12 protein-coding genes are annotated in these 19,302 nt (G+C 63.0%); 5 read left to right on the top strand and 7 right to left on the bottom strand.

Features of this window, described 5'->3' with window-relative positions; genetic code table 11:
* Positions 1 to 44: 44 nt before the first annotated feature.
* The 7 genes from QNH97_RS26265 to cbiE form a co-directional block, all read right to left on the bottom strand.
* Positions 45 to 2,165 (bottom strand): TonB-dependent copper receptor, encoded by a 2,121-nt coding sequence (locus QNH97_RS26265; RefSeq protein ID WP_283554542.1) that lies wholly within the window; start codon positions 2,163 to 2,165, stop codon positions 45 to 47.
* 83 nt (positions 2,166 to 2,248) lie between these two features.
* Complete coding sequence (locus QNH97_RS26260) at positions 2,249 to 2,671, bottom strand: DUF2946 domain-containing protein (RefSeq protein WP_283554541.1); 423 nt, start codon at positions 2,669 to 2,671, stop codon at positions 2,249 to 2,251.
* Between the two features lie 39 nt (positions 2,672 to 2,710).
* Entirely contained in the window at positions 2,711 to 3,190 is a 480-nt protein-coding gene (locus QNH97_RS26255) for a copper chaperone PCu(A)C (RefSeq protein ID WP_283554540.1), read from the bottom strand.
* A gap of 48 nt (positions 3,191 to 3,238) precedes the next feature.
* Entirely contained in the window at positions 3,239 to 3,649 is a 411-nt protein-coding gene (locus tag QNH97_RS26250) for a DUF2946 domain-containing protein (protein WP_283554539.1), read from the bottom strand.
* A gap of 302 nt (positions 3,650 to 3,951) precedes the next feature.
* On the bottom strand, positions 3,952 to 4,674 hold the full coding sequence (locus QNH97_RS26245; RefSeq protein ID WP_283554538.1) for a cobalt-precorrin-6A reductase: 723 nt from the start codon (positions 4,672 to 4,674) through the stop codon (positions 3,952 to 3,954).
* A complete protein-coding gene (locus QNH97_RS26240) occupies positions 4,671 to 5,768 on the bottom strand; it encodes a cobalt-precorrin-5B (C(1))-methyltransferase (protein WP_283554537.1) in 1,098 nt (365 codons plus the stop codon). Before QNH97_RS26240 ends, QNH97_RS26245 begins: the two co-directional genes overlap by 4 nt.
* A complete protein-coding gene (cbiE, locus tag QNH97_RS26235; RefSeq protein WP_283554536.1) occupies positions 5,761 to 6,972 on the bottom strand; it encodes a precorrin-6y C5,15-methyltransferase (decarboxylating) subunit CbiE in 1,212 nt (403 codons plus the stop codon). Before cbiE ends, QNH97_RS26240 begins: the two co-directional genes overlap by 8 nt.
* Before the next feature lie 412 nt (positions 6,973 to 7,384).
* Here cbiE and cobG point away from each other — a divergent pair, with 412 nt between their 5' ends.
* The 5 genes from cobG (at position 7,385) to QNH97_RS26210 (ending at position 19,235) form a co-directional block, all read left to right on the top strand.
* Positions 7,385 to 8,704 (top strand): precorrin-3B synthase, encoded by a 1,320-nt coding sequence (gene cobG / locus QNH97_RS26230; protein WP_283554535.1) that lies wholly within the window; start codon positions 7,385 to 7,387, stop codon positions 8,702 to 8,704.
* The gene (locus QNH97_RS26225) at positions 8,697 to 9,323 is read left to right on the top strand and encodes a precorrin-8X methylmutase (protein ID WP_003197389.1); all 627 of its coding nucleotides are present in this window, start codon (positions 8,697 to 8,699) and stop codon (positions 9,321 to 9,323) included. The genes cobG and QNH97_RS26225 overlap by 8 nt, the downstream gene beginning before the upstream one ends.
* Positions 9,323 to 10,054, top strand: a complete 732-nt coding sequence (locus tag QNH97_RS26220; protein WP_283557556.1) for a precorrin-2 C(20)-methyltransferase — start codon at positions 9,323 to 9,325, stop codon at positions 10,052 to 10,054. Before QNH97_RS26225 ends, QNH97_RS26220 begins: the two co-directional genes overlap by 1 nt.
* Positions 10,051 to 11,742, top strand: coding sequence for a precorrin-3B C(17)-methyltransferase (gene cobJ / locus QNH97_RS26215; protein WP_283554534.1), 1,692 nt, complete (start codon positions 10,051 to 10,053; stop codon positions 11,740 to 11,742). Before QNH97_RS26220 ends, cobJ begins: the two co-directional genes overlap by 4 nt.
* A 422-nt stretch (positions 11,743 to 12,164) precedes the next feature.
* On the top strand, positions 12,165 to 19,235 hold the full coding sequence (locus QNH97_RS26210) for a TcdA/TcdB pore-forming domain-containing protein (RefSeq protein ID WP_283554533.1): 7,071 nt from the start codon (positions 12,165 to 12,167) through the stop codon (positions 19,233 to 19,235).
* Positions 19,236 to 19,302: the final 67 nt, after the last annotated feature.

Below are 19,302 nucleotides of genomic sequence, written 5' to 3'. Positions count from 1 at the left end.
TCCCTCGCCACGGGGTCAGGTGTCAGGCCTTGCCTACAATGTGGTTAGAAACTCATGTCCACCTTCGTCCAGAGCGTGCGCCCCGGTTCGTTGATGGCTTGCGGGTCGCTCGCCGGGTAACCGAACCCGGCGTTGCCTGCCAGGTTCAAGTGCTCGGCATAGGCTTTGCCGAACAGGTTGTCGACGCCGCTGCTGACCTTCCAGTGTTTGTTGATGCGGTAGGCGCCGTTGAGTGAGAACACGCCGAACCCCGAGCTTGTGCCGTAGTCCTTGCCCACCACGTTGCCCTTGTTTTCATCGACGCGGTGCTGTGCCGCCACCACACGCCACAAGGCGCCGGCGCTCCAGCGGTCTTCGCTGTAGGTCAGGCCCAGGCGGGCGTCCAGCGGCGGCATTTGCGCCAGTGCGCTGCCGTCGCTGCTGTTCTTGCCCCACGCATAGGCCAGGGTCGCATCGGCTTTCCAATGGTCGGTCAGCTTGTAGGCCGCCCCCAGTTCACCGCCCATGATCCGTGCGTCGATGTTCTCGGCCCGGGAGGTGGTGCCCATCATTCCGCGGGTGTAGTCGAACAGGATGTAGTCGCGCACCTGCCCGACATAACCCGATGCCCAGGCTTCGAGGGTTTCGGTCTTGTACTGCAGGCCGAAGTCGAGCTGGGTGGTTTTCTCCGGCTTGATCGCGTCGAAGGCATTTAGCGAACCGCTGGGGCCGGCGTTCGGCGAGAACAGCTCCCAGTAATCCGGGAAACGTTGCGCGTGTCCCAAGCCTGCATACAACGTGGTGGGGCTGTCGGCCAGGTCGTGTTCGTAACGCACGAAACCGCTGGGCAAGGTGTCGGCACGGGTCTTGTCGGCGGTGGGATTGGGCCGGGCCGCCATGCCGGAACCGATGTTCTGGCGGTAGTCCTTGGCCGAGGCGCGGTCGAGCCGGGCGCCGGTAATCACTCGGTCGCGATCGGCGGCATACCAGGTCAATTCGCTGAAGACTCCGTAATTGTGGAAGTCGGCGTCCTTGGTGCGTGGCAGTTCTTTGTAAGTATCGATCCCCATGCTGCTGCGCTGGCGATGTTCGTTGGTCTGGGCGTCCAGGCCGCTGATCAATTGCACATCGGCCCAGCGCCAGGTGGCCTTGATGCGTGCGCCCAGGGTGCGGCGGTCGACGTTGGAGGCCATGGGCCCGGCCATCATCCCGGTGCCGGACGGCGTGCGCAGCGTGTAATTGTCCATCACATGGTCGGCGTAGTTGTAGTAGACCTGGGCCTCGACCTTATCCAGTACCTCGCCGATGTTCGACCGCTCGAAACGCAGCCCGAGGCTTTCGCGCTTGAACTGCGAGCCGTCCATGCCGCGCCCGGCGTAGCGCGCTTCACCGTCGCCCTTGCCGGCCGTCAGTTCCAGCAGGGTGTCGGCGTCCGGCGTCCAGCCGAGGGTCACGTCGCCGTTCCACTTGTCGTAGCGCGACGGCACGGTGTCGTTGTTGCCGTCGCGGTAATCGTCCGAGTGGGCGGTGTTGCCGATCACCCGAACGTAACCCAGCGGCCCGCCCGCTGCTGCATCCACGACCTTGTCGAAGCGGCCGTTGGAGCCGGCCAATACGCTCGCATTGACCCGGGTGCCCAGTTCGCCGAACTGTTCCGGTTCACGCTCGAACAGGACGGTCCCCGCCGATGCCCCGGGGCCCCAGAGCACGGTTTGCGGACCCTTGATGACGGTGAGCTTGTCGTAGGTTTCCGGCGAGATGTAGGACGTCGGTGCGTCCATCCGTCCCGGGCAGGCACCCAGCAGCATGCTGCCATTGGTGAGGATGTTCAGCCGCGAGCCGAACATGCCGCGCAGCACCGGATCGCCATTGGTGCCGCCGTTGCGTACCAGGGCAAAACCCGGAATGGTCTTGAGGTAGTCGCCGCCATCACTGGCCGGGACCGGCTGACGTGGGTCCTTGGGATTGGTGACGACGGTCAGGGGCGAACTGGGGGCGATGGCCGTGATGACCGTCGGGCTCAGTTCTTCGACCTCGTGATGGTCGTGCTCATCGGCGACTGCGTAAGGCGTGAGCAGCAGGCCGCACAGCGCAGCGATGGTGTGACGCAAACGAACCCGGGGCTCGTTCGGGGGGCAGCTAACCTGGGCAGTGCCCAAAGCGATGCCGGCAGAAAACCTGGACATGATGATTCCATCGAACAGACATAAACGACACGGTCGGTCAGCCTGAGGCTGTCTTGTGCGACCGGGTGAGGTAAGTGTCGGGTTTACGCGACGAAGGGCGGTGCGCGGGTGCGGGCACCCGGGAAGAACGCTGGCCGGGCATGGCCTAGGCGCGGAGACGGGCTGGTGTAGGTGTTGGCGAGCGGTGTATCGAAGGCGGTGAAGCTATGGCCGCCAGTCAGTGCCGGACAATTGAATAGCAGGCTGCAATAGCCACATTTTTCCCACAGTGCGTGATGTTCGCTCTGGGGCGGGCAGTGTTCGGCGGCGGGCGCCTCATGCTCGGCGTGGGCTCCCGCCGGCATGTCCATGCTCATGTCCATCGACATGTTCATGGGCATGTTCATGGGCATGCGCTGATCCATCGGCATCGACTGAGAAATCAGTGGACCGATAAAGATCATCAGCATGGCGAACAGGCTGATCCAGCTGCCGCGTGCCAGGCTCAAGGGCTGGCGGCGGGGCATGGCTGACCTGTTGCGAGGAAGACCCATGGGCAGGTGCTATCAGTGCATGTGCATTTGGGTTTTGCTGCCGTCGGGGGCTTTTTTCTGCACCGCAACGTCAACCGTGATATCCCCGGCTTTTTCGAAATGCAGCGTCATGGAGAAGCGTTTGCCGTCGCTGAGCAGGCTGCGGTCCTTCAGCTCCAGCAGCATCACGTGGTACGCCATTGGCGCGAAAGTGACGGTCGCACCAGGGGTGATGTCCACGACGGGTACCGGTTGCATCTTCATCAGGTCGTTTTGCATCACATGCTCATGGAGCTCGGCCTTGCCGGCAATGGGCGAGTCGACGCTGAGCAGTTTATCGGCGGTGGAACCGCTGTTGTGAATCACGAAATACGCGGCCACGGTCGGCGCGTTGGGCGGCAACTCTTGAGACCACGGATGGGCAATCTCGAGCTCGCCCACCTTGTATTGATGAGCTTGGGCGAAGCCGACGGGAAGCAGCAGGGCAGCCAGCAGGATGAGTCTGTTCAACATGGGTGATTCTCCAGAACGATTCAGGGCGCAGGTTCAAATGCGGAGGAATCAGACCAGAGGCGAAGCGCGGGGATTAAGGCTTGGCCATTGCTGGCGGGGCGTGGGGCTGTCGAGCTTCAATTGAGCAATGCCGCGATGGCTGGGCCGAGCATCCAGGTACAACTGCGGGGCGTGACCGGTGAGTGCCACCAACGGCGCTGAACCTGAGCAGCACCAGCAATGCTGCATCGTCGAATGATTGTCTTTCTGCGGCGAGCCCTGTTCGAGCTTGCCCAGGGAAATCGCCACCATCTTCATGCCGTTGGACGAGCAGAAACTGCCCCACAACAGCTGCTCCGACGGCGCCTGGGCCTGCGCATTCGCCATCGCGCCAACGCTGCCGGACAGCGGCATGGCAAGCATATTGAATAGCACTGCGAAGCAGGCGATCCAGGCAAATGCAAGCCGTTGTCGGGACATGGGCGAATCCGCTCGGTTGGGCGATCAGGTGGCGGTATTTAGCCTGATCGGGGTTGAGAAGTAAAAAAGCCACGTGCGGTATAGGGTCGCAGGGTTTGCCTTAACAGTAGCAACAGTTTTGTAAGTGGATGCTGTCGTGGCGAGGGAGCTTGCTCCCGCTGGGGCGCGAAGCGGCCCTGAATCGTACATCGCGGTGTCTCAGGAAAATTGCGTCCGCCTTCTTGGGGCTGCTGCGCAGCCCAGCGGGAGCAAGCTCCCTCGCCACAGGGGTGGCCATTCGATTTTGATCAGACCAGAGGCTGTCAGACCCGATGTCGCAAACCCTGCAATACCTCATCCACCGTCCCCAACTCCCGGTCTACCCTAGGCAACACCGGCCGCCGCAAAACCAACACCGGCACCCCCCGCTCCCGCGCCACCTCCAGCTTCGGCTCAGTGGCCGTGCTACCGCTGTTCTTGCTGATCAGCACATCAATCTGCCTTCGCTCAAACAGCTCGCGCTCGTCTTCGATGTGAAATGGCCCACGGGCACCAATGACTTCGCAGCGTTCATTGCCGGGATAAACGTCCAGGGTGCGCAGGGTCCAGAATTGCTCTGGCGGAATTTCGTGCAAGTGTTGCAGCGGTTCGCGGCCGAGGGTGAACAGCGGGCGGCGGAAGGGTTTCAGGGCTTGGATCAGTTCGGCCCAATCGGCCACTTCGCGCCAGTCATCCCCCGCCTGGGGTTGCCATGCCGGACGTCGCAGGGCCCAGCACGGAATGCCGCAGGTGCGGGCCGCACGGGCGGCGTTGTGGCTGATTTGTGCGGCGTAGGGATGGGTGGCGTCCAGCAGCAGGCCGATGCCTTGCTCGCGAATGAACTGCGCCAGGCCGTCGGCTCCGCCGTAGCCGCCGACGCGTACCTGGCAGGTCAGGTCCGTGGGAACGCGACCGATGCCTGCCAGGCTGTAGATATGTTGGGGGCCGAGGGTACGGGCGATGGCCAGGGCTTCGGTAACGCCGCCCAGCAGCAGGATGGGTTTCATTGGAACTCTCCGGCGTGGCCGACAATCCCGCCCTGGCGATCGATGGCGAAGACTTCGACCTGGACCTGGGCCGGCACCACACTGCGGGCGAAGGCCAACGCGTGTGCGCACACCGCGTCGCCGAGGGCGATGCCGGCGGCGCTGGCCATTGCCAGGGCTTGCTGGCTGGTGTTGGCCGTGCGGATGCCTTGCTGCAAGGTTTCATCAGCGCCGATAGCCGCTGCCCATTCGGCCAATTGTGGCAGGTCGATACTCGAATGACGGCTGTGCAGGTCCATGTGGCCGGCGGCCAGTTTGCTGATCTTGCCAAAGCCGCCACAGAGGCTGAGCTTTTCCACCGGCACCTTGCGCACATGTTTGAGCACGGCGCCGACGAAGTCACCCATTTCGATCAGGGCGATTTCCGGCAAGTTGTAGACTCGGCGCATGGTGTCTTCGCTGGCATTGCCGGTGCAGGCGGCGACGTGCTGGTAACCATTGGTTGTCGCTACGTCGATGCCCTGGTGGATCGAGGCGATGTAGGCCGCGCAGGAAAATGGCCGGACGATGCCACTGGTGCCAAGGATCGACAGGCCACCGAGGATGCCCAGCCGCGGGTTCATGGTTTTCAGCGCCAGGGCTTCGCCGCCCTCGACGTTGACCGTGACCTCGAAACCGCCGGCATAACCGCTGTCTTCGGCCAGCCGCCCAAGGTGATCGTTGATCATTTTGCGCGGCACCGGGTTGATCGCCGGCTCACCAACTTCCAACACCAGGCCGGGGCGCGTTACCGTCCCCACGCCGCGCCCGGCCACGAAGCGCACGCCCGGTTCGGCGATCAACCGTACGTGGGAAAACAACAACGCGCCGTGGGTCACGTCCGGGTCGTCGCCGGCGTCCTTGATCGTCCCGGCCTCGGCGCCTTGTTCGGTCCGTCGGCAGAACTCCAGGCGCATCTGCACGTGCTTGCCCTTGGGCAGCACGATCTCCACGGCGTCGGCGTGGATACCGCCCAGCAGCAAGCGGGCCGCCGCCAGGCTGGTGGCGGTGGCGCAGCTGCCAGTGGTCAGGCCGCTGCGCAGGGGCGCGGGGTGTTCGGCGGTTTCGTCACGCATCGAGAGGTTTCGTCAGGTCCAGCAAGGTGATTGGCAAGGCTTGGCGCCAAGTGTCGAACTCGCCCAAGGGTTGGGCCTGGGCGATGTGGATCCGGGTCAGCTCGCCGCCGTGCCGTGCACGCCAGTCCATGAGGGTCATCTCACTTTGCAGGGTCACGGCGTTGGCCACGAGCCGGCCGCCCGGTTTGAGTCGGGCCCAGCAGGTGTCGAGCACACCTTCGCGGGTGACACCGCCGCCGATGAACACCGCGTCCGGACGCTCCAGGCCCTCCAACGCTTGTGGGGCTTTCCCGCGAATCAGTTGCAGACCGGGCACGCCGAGGCTGTCGCGGTTGCGTTCAATCAAGACTTGGCGGCCTTCGTCGGCTTCGATGGCCAGGGCCCGGCAACTGGGGTGGGTGCGCATCCATTCGATGCCGATGGAGCCGCTGCCGGCGCCGACATCCCAGAGCAACTCGCCAGGGGCTGGGGCGAGGCGGGCGAGGGTGATGGCGCGCACGTCGCGTTTGGTCAACTGGCCGTCATGTTCGAACGCGCTGTCCGGCAAACCGGCCAGGCGTGACAGGCGCAGCACCGAGGGTTCGCTGCGGCATTCGACAGCGATCAGGTTCAGGTCCGCGACGGCTGGGTCGGACCATTGCGTCGCAGTGCCTTCGATCCGTCGTTCCGCCGCGCCGCCCAAGTGTTCCAGGACGACCATGGCGCTGGGCCCGAACCCTTGCTCGCGCAGCAACGTCGCCACGGCGGTAGGGCTGTGGCGGTCATTGCTCAGCAGCAACAGCCGGACGCCTGTGGATAAATGAACATTGAGCGCCGCCAGGGGGCGCGCTACCAGCGACAGCGTGACCACGTCCTGCAGCGGCCAGCCCAGGCGCGCCGCCGCCAGCGAACAGGACGATGGCGCCGGGATCACCCGCATTTGATCCTCCGGCACCTGTTTCGCCAGGCTGGCGCCCACGCCATAGAACATCGGATCGCCGCTGGCCAGCACACACACCGACTCGCCCCGTCGCGCCAGCAGCGGTTCAAGGGAAAACGGGCTGGGCCACAATTCCCGTTCGCCGCGGATGCACACCGGCAACAGCGCCAGTTGCCGATCGCTGCCGACAATGCGCGACGCCCGCAGCAAGGCATGGCGAGCGATTCGGCCCAGACCCTTGAAGCCATCTTCACCGATGCCCACTACGGTCAGCCAGGGGGTCATCTGTATTCCTCGATTAAATAGGGTTGATCGACAGGCGCGTTGCAGCCGCGAACCGGGCCGCCATCATACCGCGCCCCGACGGATCAGGCGCGAACCATCCCCTGTGGGAGCGAGCCTGCTCGCGAAGGCGTCGGTCCATCCAGCATCATCTTTTCAGACAGGCCGCTATCGCGAGCAAGCTCGCTCCCACAGGGGATTTGTGCTGAACACAGGGTTTGTGAACAACCCGATCAAAACTGTGGGAGCGAGCTTGCTCGCGATGGCGAAGGTACAGACAACATCAACGGATCAGGCAGCCCTGTTCTTGAGCAATCTCGCTTCAATCCGACCGGCAAGCTTTTCATGACCCCCGGCAAAGCAGGCATAATGGCGCTCCTTCGCCGTGGCGGCGTGCCTATCTACCGGTTATCCCTTGAACGAACGCCCATCAACCAACGTCATACGCCCCTCGGGTTGCCCGGGCTTGTTGCGTGTCGTCCGGGCATTGGACGGTGGGATCTGTCGAATCAAGCTCGATGGCGGTTCCATCCGGGCGGATCAGGCCGAAGCCGTGGCGACGGCGGCCGAGCGCTTCGCCGCTGGCGTGATCGAGGCGACCAACCGCGGCAACCTGCAAATCCGCGGGATTGGTTCCGAGCACGGCGCGCTGATCGAGTCATTGCTGGCCGCCGGACTCGGTCCGCGAACGCCCGCTGGCGATGACGTGCGTAACCTGATGCTCAGCCCCTCGGCCGGGATCGACCGGCAGATGCTGCTCGATATTCGTCCGTTGGCCGCGCAGATCCTCTTCACCCTGCAAACCCATGAGCGCTTCCATGAACTGTCGGCCAAGTTCGCCGTGCAGCTGGACGGCGGGGAAGCGCTGGCGATGCTCGAACATCACCACGACCTGTGGCTGTCGGCCCTTGTCCGCGAAGGCGAGCCCTGGTTGGCCTTCGGTCTGGCCGGCTCGCCGCTGGATGCGCCGGCGGGCAGGGTCCCGATGGCCCAGGGGCATGCATTGGTGGTAGCGGTGCTGGAGCAGTTTCTCGACCTGGCCCGCCCGGACCAGACACGCATGCGCCACCTGCTGGATGAAATCCACACGGATGAGTTCATGGCCCGGCTAGCCCGTCGCGTACCACTGCAAGTGTGCCGCGATTGGCAGCGGGACGCGTCCACCGACGGACTGCACATCGGTGTCCACGCCCAGCACGACGACCGCGTCTATGTGGGGGCTGCGGCGCCCCTGGGCCGGCTTGACCCCGTGATGCTGCGAGGGGCGGCGCAACTGGCGCGGGAGAAGGGCGACGCCAGCCTTCGTTTCACACCGTGGCAAAGCCTGCTGCTGCCCAACGTGCGCCGCGAGGATGCGGACGGCGTCTTGGCGCGGCTCGATAAATTGGGCCTGTTGTGCTCGCTCGCTCAACCTCTGGCGCAACTCATCGCCTGCACCGGCTCCAGTGGCTGTGGCAAAGCCTTGGCCGACACCAAGGCCGATGCCCGCCAACTGGCCGAGCTGCTACAACGCCAGGGCCAAACCCTGAAGGTCCATCTGTCGGGCTGCCCGCGTTCCTGCGCGGCGGCCCATATTGCGCCTGCCACCTTGCTGGCGGTCGCCCCCGGTCGTTACGACCTGTATTTTCGCGATGCCACGCTGCCGGGTTTCGGCGCGTTGCAGGCACACAATCTAACTATTGAAGCGCTCGGCCACTGGCTCGACGCTCGCCCCCGGAGCCCCCTTGATGCTTGATTACATCCGCGACGGTCAGGAGATCTATCGCAATTCCTTCGCGATCATCCGCGCCGAAGCCAACCTGGCGCGCATCCCGGCCGACCTGGAAAAACTCGCGGTACGCGTGATCCACGCCTGCGGCATGGTCGAGGCCATCGACGGTCTGCAGTTTTCCGAAGGCGCGGGCACGGCCGGACGCCAGGCGCTGGCCGCTGGTGCGCCGATCCTCTGCGATGCGCGGATGGTTTCCGAGGGGGTGACCCGGGCTCGCCTGCCGGCCAACAATCCGGTGATCTGCACCTTGCGCGACGAAAGCGTGCCGGCGTTGGCCCTTGAGCTGGGCAACACCCGTTCGGCCGCCGCCCTGGAGCTGTGGCGCCCGCACCTGGAGGGCAGTGTCGTGGTGATCGGCAACGCGCCGACCGCCCTGTTTTACTTGCTGGAAATGCTCGATGCCGGCGCGCCGAAACCGGCCCTGATCCTCGGCTTCCCGGTGGGCTTTGTCGGGGCCGCCGAGTCCAAGGCCATGCTGGCGGCCAACAGCCGTGGCGTGCCGTTCGTGATCATGCAAGGCCGTCTCGGCGGCAGCGCCATGGCCGCCGCGGCCGTCAATGCCCTCGCTACGGAGATTGAATGATGCAGCAGCCTGGACGTCTGATCGGCCTGGGCGTGGGCCCCGGTGACCCGGAACTGATTACCGTCAAAGCCCTGCGCCTGCTGCGCGAATCGCCGGTGGTGGCGTACTTCGTCGCCAAGGGCAAGAAGGGCAACGCCTTCGGTATCATCGAAGCCCATCTGCAGAACGCACAGACCTTGCTGCCGCTGGTCTACCCGGTCACCACCGAAGCGCTGCCGGCGCCACTGTCCTATGAGCAAGTGATCGCCGATTTCTACGACACGGCCGCCGAACAACTGGCCGTACACCTGGATGCCGGGCGCGACGTGGCGGTGATCTGTGAGGGCGATCCGTTCTTCTACGGCTCCTACATGTACCTGCATGATCGCCTGGCCGAGCGTTATGACGCCGAGGTTATCCCCGGCGTGTGCTCGATGCTCGGTGGCGCCTCGGTGCTCGGTGCGCCGTTGGTCTATCGCAACCAGAGCCTGTCGGTGCTCTCCGGCGTGCTCTCTCACGAAGACCTCAAGCGCCGCCTGGCCGATGCCGATGCAGCGGTGATCATGAAGCTGGGGCGCAACTTTCCCAAGGTTCGCCAGGTACTCCAGGAACTGGGCCTGGACGGGCGGGCGCTGTACGTCGAGCGGGCGACCATGGCCAACCAGAAAATCGTGCCGTTGGATGAAGTCGAGCCGATGTCTTCGCCGTACTTCTCGTTGATCATTGTGCCGGGCGAACGGTGGCAGGGATGACGTCCAACGCTCCGGCAATCGTCATCCTAGGTCCGGGCAGCCTGGCGACAGCCCGACGGATCCAGCAGCGCTACCCCGATGCCTTGATTCACGGCCTGGCCGGTCGGGTCGAAGGCGCGGATCGTCAATACTCGGAGTTCGGCACCACCTTGCGTGAGCTCTATCAACACGACACGCCGATCATCGCCCTGTGTGCGGCCGGCATCGTCATTCGCACCCTGGCGCCGCTGCTGCTGGAAAAAGGCCTCGAGCCGCCCGTGCTGGCAGTGGCCGAAGATGGCAGCGCGGTGGTGCCGCTGTTGGGCGGCTTGGGCGGGGTCAATGTCATGGCCCGCGACATCGCGCAAACACTGCAAGTCGCGCCGGCCATCACCACCAGCGGTGAATTGCGTTTTGGCACTTGCCTGCTCAATCCGCCGAGCGGCTACCGCCTCGGCGACCTGGAGCAGGGCAAGCGTTTCGTGTCCGACCTGCTGGCTGGTGAAACAGTGCGCATTGAAGGTGCCGCGCCGTGGCTGGACCAAGCGCAGTTGCCCGAGGATGGACAAGCACGGCTGGCGATCCGCATCGACAGCGCCGCAGGCACGCCTGCGGTGGATGAGCTGCGTATTTATCCGCGCAATGTAGTCGTGGCGATCAGTGCGGGTGCGTCGCCGGCTATTGATGAAACCTTGCGTGAGGCCGGCCTCGCCGTGCAATCGCTGGCGTGTTTGGTGGCCGCGGACAGCGACATGGCCCGGCCAGAATTGCATGAGGCCGCGTCGGCCTTGAACGTGCCGCTGCGCTTCGCGCCGGCCGATGGTGACGTCACCCAATGGCTGGACGAAACCCTCGACCAACCCGCGTCAATTCGCACAGTGGGCGATCATGCCGTTGCCGTGTCTGAGCAGCCCCTCGATCCGCAACAAATCGGTCGCCCGCGCGGGCGTCTGGCGGTGATCGGTCTTGGCCCCGGCGCTGCCGAGCTGATGGTGCCGGCCGTGCGCGCCGAACTCGACCGCGCCACCGATGTGCTGGGCTACGAAACCTACGTGCGCATGGCCGGGCCGTTCCGGGCCGATCAGGTGCAGCACTGCACCGACAACCGTGAAGAAATGCAGCGCGCCCGCCACGCCTTCGAACTGGCGGCCCAGGGCCGCTCCGTGGTGGTGGTGTCATCCGGTGACCCCGGCGTGTTCGCCATGGCCGCCGCGGTGCTCGAAGCGCTGCACGAGTCGACGAATGCCCATTGGCACACCGTCGATCTGCAGATCCTTCCAGGCGTCTCGGCCTCGCTGGCCACGGCCGCCCAGGCTGGGGCGCCACTGGGCCATGACTTTTGCGTGATGTCGCTGTCGGACAACCTCAAGCCGTGGTCGATCATCGAAAAACGCCTGGCCCTGGCCGCCGAGGCGGATCTGGCCCTGGCGTTCTACAACCCGATTTCCCGTTCCCGACCCTGGCAACTGGGGCGGGCGCTGGAAATCGTTGCGCACCACCGTACGGCGCAGACGCCGGTGGTGCTGGGACGTGATATCGGTCGCCCGGGCCAGACCCTGCGTGTCACGACGCTGGGGCAGTTGACCCCGGATCAGGTGGACATGCGCACCATGGTGCTGATTGGTTCCTCCACGACGTGTGTCTTCCCTCGCGCCGAAGGCGGCGACTGGGTGTACACGCCGCGCTGGTACGGCAGCAAGCCGCTCTGATGAAATTCGGTGGCCCAGTCGGGCCACCGCCACCTGAATCCTGTCCCGCCCTTGCGCCAGGGGATCAGGCTGCTCCCCTGCATCCCATTTTCTGAGAATGTAATAAGCCCTGACGTTAGTTAACTGCTTTATAGGCAGTTGGCCGAAAGTTCTTATGTTCTGATTACCAAGTTGTGAGGAAATAAGATGGAACTGCGTTGTTGGACATTTATTGAATTCGTTGTGGGTTGAGCGGTGTCTTGCTGAGGGTTATGTTGGCTTTTACTTCGTGGAGCATAACCGCCACTTGAGTGATGGTTGGTTGGCCGGGCACTCGATTCCACGGGTTATCCGCGCATGGATGCGTGTCGTTCAACTTGTCGATGCCTGGGCGGCTGAGGGCTGCCCTGGCTATTTACATACAATAAATGGAAGTATTGTTTATGAGTGAATCTGAAGTTTCATCGACGGACAGTTTCGTCGATTTTGTGGGTTTGTTGAAACTCAAGGATCTTGAACAGGCCTTAATATCGCACAAGGGTTCCGATGAATATGAGGCGGTGCTCCGGTATTACTTCGGTTGTATCGCCTTGCTCGATTCTCCCCGCATGTTGGAGCCCTTGGGGCTTCTCAAACAAGCCGTGGGCGCTTTGCGGGGAAACAGCAGGCGTCGTCGTACGCCTGAGTTGCCGGAGGGCGCCGAGGCTGCGGATCTGGCGCACACCTACAACACGATAGAGGGTTTCGAAACGCGTCTGCGCAATAGCGTCGATCAATTGAAAGTGCCCGCCATCGAGGTGCCGAAAAACCTGCACTTTGTCTGGCTGGGAGGCGGTATCGGGCCGATTCAGCGTGATTACATCAACGTCTGGAAACAGGTGCTGGGCCCGGAGGGTTATCGCCTCAGTCTCTGGTACGACAGCGATGCGCTACTGGCCTATGAAACCAACCGGATCATTGTCGAAGCGGCCAAGGCCGACGCCATGCTCAATGGCGCGCAAGCCAGTGTCGATGCGCTGGAGTTGGGCGACCGTTATGAAGAACGCGCCATTGTCCTGAAACAGCAGATGCACGCCCATATCACCGAGGCGGTGAAAAGTGGCGGCAGCGCCGATGACGCGAGAGTCGATCTGCTGGTTCGGGCCTATGGCCAGGATAAGGCGCGGTTGTCGGCCCTAAAGAGCAATAACCGGCTCAGCCTCGAGGCGTTGGCCGAGGGGAGCCTGGCACTGCGCGATCTTGCCAGCGGTGAATTGCCACTGCATCTGCAGGATGTCTACGAACGCGAGATCAATCTGCGTGGCATGTTTGCCGGGGGCTCCGATATCGTGCGTGTCGAAGCCTTGTTCGCCGAGGGCGGCAGCTACGCCGATGTCGATGGCCTGCCGCCCTTGGCGGAAAAGCTGGGCGAGGTGGACATCCGGGCGTTCCAGACGGATGCGCGGCTGGGCGTGCTGCAGCTGCTGCTGGATCGAAACCCCGATTGGATGCCCGGCCGCCACGCCCAGCGCAATAAGTACACGGACTACTTCAACGAGATTCCAGCCGAGCATCGCGAAGCGCTCGAGCGTTTCGCTAAAAGCGGACCGGCGTTGAACCGCGTCTTTCGCCCCCCGGTGGAGCGCCTGGCCCGACCGGACGAATTGCGTGCTGTCGTCGAACAGCACTTGGTGGGCAACGCATTCCTGATGGCCCACCCCGGGGCGGCGATGCTCAAGAGCGTGACCGAGCGTTTGCGGCTCAACTATGAAATCGTTGACGCCACCGCGCGCCTGGCCGATGAGCAAAACGTCAGCCTGATCGATGTCGAGGCCATGAGCGGTCTGGCGCGTGAGGCCGCGACGCAGGTGTTCGGTGCGTTGCATGAGCTGCCCCCGGACATCGAACTGGCTGCGGCTTTTCTGGTGGAGGCGGCCGCCGCCTACTACAGCGATGGCATCCGCCCCCAGAGCGAAGGCACGATCTATCTCACCGGTCCCAGCGCCATGCGCCAGGGAATGGCGGACTATCAACGAACACATTTCACCCCTCAAATCGCCGAACAGTGGCAGGCGGAGGCGGCCATTACGGCCATCGCCACCGTCAACCGGGCCACGGAGGAGGAGCTGGATCACTCCTGGAAAGAGAACGAGCGAGACACCGCGCAATGGCTGGATGGCGAGAAAAAACGCTGGCAAGAGGGCCAGTTCAAGGTCCGTTATGCGGGTGATATGGCAGAGCTGCTCAAATACCGCACCCTCCCGTTCGATGAAGGCTGGCCAGTGATCGAGGGACGACATGTGTTGTCCACCGAGTTGTTGCAGCATCTGGCTGATGAACTGGGCGAGCCGTTCATGCAGGCGATGAGCCAACGCCATAACGGTGAGGTGACCTTCGTTAAACCCGTCCCCCTGAGTTTTGATGAACGTCAGTCGATCCGCGATCAAAGCGCCTATGTGTTGCCGCCCGCATCGGTGAGCGATCCGCAGACGCGACAACTGTCTATCGCTGAGCTCCTCGACCGCCTCGCCAGCGACCGTTTCGAAGTCGCTCGACTGAGTCCCTTGCAGCGCCTGCTTCTGGGAGGCCTGAGTGGTGCGAAGGCGTTGGATAACCGCAGCTTCGATGCGGCTCGCCCGTCGTTGGATAACCTGGCCAACAACCTCGCCACGCGCGGAACCGCTGGCCGTTATGCGGCGATCGAACAAGCGTTGTTCCAGCGTCAGGCACCGGCATTCCTGGCCGGGCTCGCCAGCACCACCGAGGCTCAACCGAGGCATGGCGAAACCGCCTTGGAACTGAAGAAAACCGCGTTGGAGCAGCCGTTGACGTTGCGCCAATGGGGCCAGCACGTGGCCCGGATCCGTCAGGTAGCGAAGCTTGAGTACCGCGTCCGGATTGTCGAGCGCCTCGGTACTGTCCTGAACGGCTTCGAGGCCGCCACGAACAAGCTTGTGCCGCAGGACCTGCTGCTCCAGGGCGAGGGTGACAGGGTGGGCGGACGTTGCTATCCCCTGGCCCTCGCCATGGCGGCGGCCTTGTCGCAAGGCAAGGCCGCGGTCAACACCCTGCGCGAGCGTTTCTACCTCGCGGTGCTCGAGCCCGGGGCCAGCGATTCGGTGACCTTCCTCAACAGCCTGGAGTCGTTGCGCGATGTGCAGCTCGGCGATGTTGGCAGTGCGCTGGCGCGCTCGGACCTGAATGAGGTCGTGGACCTCCTGCAAGCCAGGACCACCACCAGCACGCTGATGCTCAACTCCGATAACCACGCCATGCTGGTGGCCAAGACCTTGGAGGGTGAGCGCAGCACCTACCACTTCTACGATCCGAATTTTGGTGTGTTTGAATTCGAACATCCGACCCTGTTCAGGCAGGCGCTGGAGCGGTTCTTTCTCCAACAGGACATGGCCAGCCACTACGCGGCGTATGGCGATGCGGCGCGACCGACTTTCAACCTGATCGAACTGGAAGGCGCACGGGTGTCGAGGCTGACATTGCCAGGCGCCATTGAGGTTTCCAAACTGCTGCAACCCGGCGCCTTGCCTGGGCAGTCGCAACGCCCTATGAGACAGCGATTAGCCAGCGCCCGTGGACAGTCGCTGCAAAACAATCCTCGACTGGGCAGCTGTTTGCTGGCCTTGGATGGCCATTGGTGGAGTCAGCAAATCGAACAGGCGACGAGCCGCCTCCAGCAGGAAAACCAACTGGCGGCCCATCTTGTGCCGCTGTTCGACACGTTGGAGGTCACGCCGGACGGATCGTACCGGGTGAGCCTGATCGATCCGGTCAATCCTGAGCAACTGGTGCGGGTCGTCACGGATGACCATCGGCTCCTACGGATAAAAAGCTACCTCTCGGAACAGTTTTCGGCATTGGCCAACAAACCCTTCGTGCCGAGCGACCCCACCGAGGTAGGGAGTGTCCACACGCTGAACGCCGGCTTCGCCATACAAGCGCTGATGAACGCGTTGCGCGGACAGGAAGGATCGGGTCGGCCCCTGACCCTGGCGGTCCGTTTGCACGCCTATGTCAATTACGCGCAGTTGGTGCATGGCAACGTGGTGGATATCGCGGGCCTGGTCGGCCTGGTTCGGCAGGCACTGGCGGAAGAGAAATTGATTGCCCGTACCGTCGCGCCAGTGGTCAAGGCGGCAGTGGGCTCCAGCGTGAGCGAAGCGACCGGGGGGTTGTTGCAGTTGGCCAATGTCGGATTCGACATCTACCAATTGTCGACGGCCCACAACGATATCGAACGCGCTCAGTTCGGCACCCAACTGGCTTTCGACTCCGCCAGCCTGGTGTTGTCGGTGAGCGCCTACGCGGTTGGCGCCACGACCGCTGGTGCGATGCTTGGCGGCGCCGCTGTGATCCTGGGTGGGTTGGCGGTGGGGGTGGCGGCCCTGGCCCAGGGCTTCGCCACCATTGCCGAAGAAGCCAAAGAGGTCGGGTTGTTATTCGATGAAATCGCCAAGGCTCATCTGCAGGCATACCGCTTTGACCCCAGGCAGGGTGCATGGCTACCGCGCTCCTCGTTGATCGTCCAGGCGCTGGATCTGACTCGGGGCGCCTTGATGCTGGACAGCCCCAAGCTCTATCCGCAACGCGATCATTTTGGGGTGCCGACGATAGAGCTCGATTACGATCGGGCCATTAACATTCGTCGAGATCTAGGCCTGCCGGGTCAAGTTGCATTCAAGCCACCCGCCGGCCAAGTCATCGTACTGCCCTGCACACCGCAAACCTGTTACCGCTATGAGTACATCGCCCTGCCATTCGCGACATCGCGTCATGACACCGGGTTCGACACGGCACGGCGCCTGGAGAAAAGGAAAGCGGACGGCAGCTGGCAATTTCAGTTTTCCTTTTATTCGTTTCCCAGTGAGTACATCGTCCGTCGAATGGCTCCCGATTATCGGCAAACGGTGATCGACGTGTTGCTCGATGGTGCTGACCGTTCACTGGTGGTGCCTCTTATTCCCCCGATTTGGCACAACATGATCGCTTATAAAATCCAGGGGGCCGGCAAACGATGCGCGTTGGTCGTTCATCCCGGCGTGAAACTGAGCCTGGAGTCGACGAGCCTGCAGGTGTCCACTTGGTTTGTGGACGCCTCTTGGGCCTCGGAGAAAGAGATAAGGATTGAGAGTTACGATAAGTTCTTCATCGACGACGTTCAGGTGACGATCGTTGGAGGGTGGCGCCACGAAATTTCACTCCGGCTCGCCGACGATCAAGTATTCAAGGTTGATTTGGTCAAACGCACGCTCGTGCTTTTGGAACTGGACGCACCGCCCGACATGGATCAGCAAACGTTGCAGGATCATTTCAAGGCCCTGGCTCGAGACCACCGTCTAGCGATGGCGTACACACCGATTAGCCACCACCTCATTCCATTTGAGGACCCGGACGAGCCTCGCCGGATCACCGCCTGGTACGACGCGAAGGAGGACCGTTTCCTTTATATCCGCGATGATCTGCCGGGTGCCGATGAAACGATGCTGGCGGCGGTAGTGGGCAATGCCTGCTATTTCTACGACCCGCAGAACCTGATTATCTGGCAAACCGATGCGGTCACCGGGTTGTTGAGCCATCGTTACTGGTTGCGCAGCACCAGCAACCTGGCAACCACCATCAAGAGCGTCGAGGCAGACGCGCAGGGGGTGATTCATGTCGTCCAGCAAATCACCCGCGAGGATCAGACCGTCGATGTGCTGGTGTATGTGATCCACGACGGGCAACTGCTGCTCGGTTCGATCACGCGAGAGCTGGACCAGGCGATGGAGTCGGTCTTGAGTGCCAGCGAGACGCTGGCCGACTGGTCGCAGGTACTGGGCGACAGTCCGCCCCTGGCGCCGAATACCAACCCCGAGGACACTTTTGTCACGGTCAATTGGCAGCCGGCGCCCTTTGTTTCGATCTGTTGGAAGTTCGACGCACAGTGGCGGGACATGGCCTGGGTGCGCCGCAGCGACCGCTTGATCATTCGCCCCGCGCCGAGACGCAACCAGCCGCGTGGATGGCCCGACTCGATCAAGAACATGACGGATCTGACGCTGCTTGCACCACCGGACGACAGTGATGCATTTGTCATCTATGACAGGCTCAAACAGGAGCTGTGCGGCAGGCGGCGTACACTGGTGGAGGGCCGGGGGCATTGGTCCAGCCGGTGGGCGCGTGCCCCCGGCCTGGAGAATGTCATTGCCGTTGACGGTGGCTACGTGGCGCTGACCACGGGAGGCGCGTTCTACAACCTGAGTGGCCAAGGCGAGCTGGCGCTGGGCGGCGTGAGGGAACAGTGGTTCAAGGACCGGGGGCAGTGGTGGTCGGCACTGGACGCACTGGCCCAGCGACACGGGAGCAAAAGTCTCGCCCTTATCGGTTTGACCAACTTCCGCGGTGACGAGCGGTTGTGCGCCTGGTACGTCGGCAACCGGCTGTTACTGGCTGACATGGGCAGCGCAACGGAGTTGCGGCTGCTGGGCGCGACCCCGGATGGCGAGGCCGCCTGGTTGCTCGATGTGGCGCGTGGCGAGGTCTATCGCCAGGCCTTTATCGATCCGCAGAAACTGGACGCTGCCTTTGGCCAGGGTTCGCAATTGTTGGAGGCTGATGTGCTGCCCCGCCCGCGGCGTGAATGGACACCCTGGCAGTTTGGCGAACTGACGGCCGATGGGGTGGGGCTGCGTGGCGTGACATACGAAGGTGTGGTGGTTGCGCTGCGGGATCAGGAGCCGGCGTTGATTACCGGTGTCACTCAGGGATGGGTCGTCATGCAAGGTGGCCGGGAGATCGAGGGGCTCAGGCAATTGGCGAGCCAGCCGTTTCACAGCCCGCTCTTGTCGGTGGAGGAACCCGGTAGCCTGACGTGGTTCGTGGCCGAGAGCGCGCGTGTGATCCGGGTGCCCAAGGCCGCCATTCCAGAGACTTTCGAAGTCTTGGGCACCCAGCGGCAGACCAGCGTGCTGCTGCATGAACGTGAGAATGGAAAACTGCTGACCTTGCCCGGCATGGGCCATGGCGGTCCGCTCAGTTATGTCCGGCGTGAAGGCGAGGTGCTGGTCGTCGAGGGTCACGAAGCCAAGATTGATGATCTCCTGCCGCTGATGCCCGATGACGTCAAGATACTGGTCCTGCGCATGGGGCAAGGTGCAGTGAGTTACCGGCTGTCGAAAGCGGCCTGGTTGAGGATCAAGTCGGTGGTCCTCGACTGTCGGCATCCGCTGGGCAGCGCGGAGACTGTCCCCGGCAAGTTGATCTGGGAGCTGGATGAGCCGGACCAGTTGCTGCTGAGCAAGGTTCAGGAGCACCTGGTGATCATTGATCCAAACAGCGGCCACAGTGTTATTTTTCGGGAGGTGTATGCCGCCGACGTCACCTTGCGAGGTGACGTGTTGCTCAGTTTCGGTGGGCATCGACACTATGCCGTTTCGACACTGGTGCAGCGCTTGGATGCTTTGCAGGACGCCCAGAACGGCGTCACTCTGGAAGCATTGTCGAATGAGTCCGCTGCGGAGGAGACCAATACGGTGGGTTGAGCCAAGGCTATCGTCCATGGCCAGGTCTTAAATAAAGAAGGGTTGTCGGTGTTGTCCTCGGCAACCC

It is taken from the genome of Pseudomonas sp. G2-4 (genome assembly GCF_030064125.1).
GTDB lineage: Bacteria > Pseudomonadota > Gammaproteobacteria > Pseudomonadales > Pseudomonadaceae > Aquipseudomonas.
This window is presented reverse-complemented; position numbering and strand designations above follow the sequence as displayed.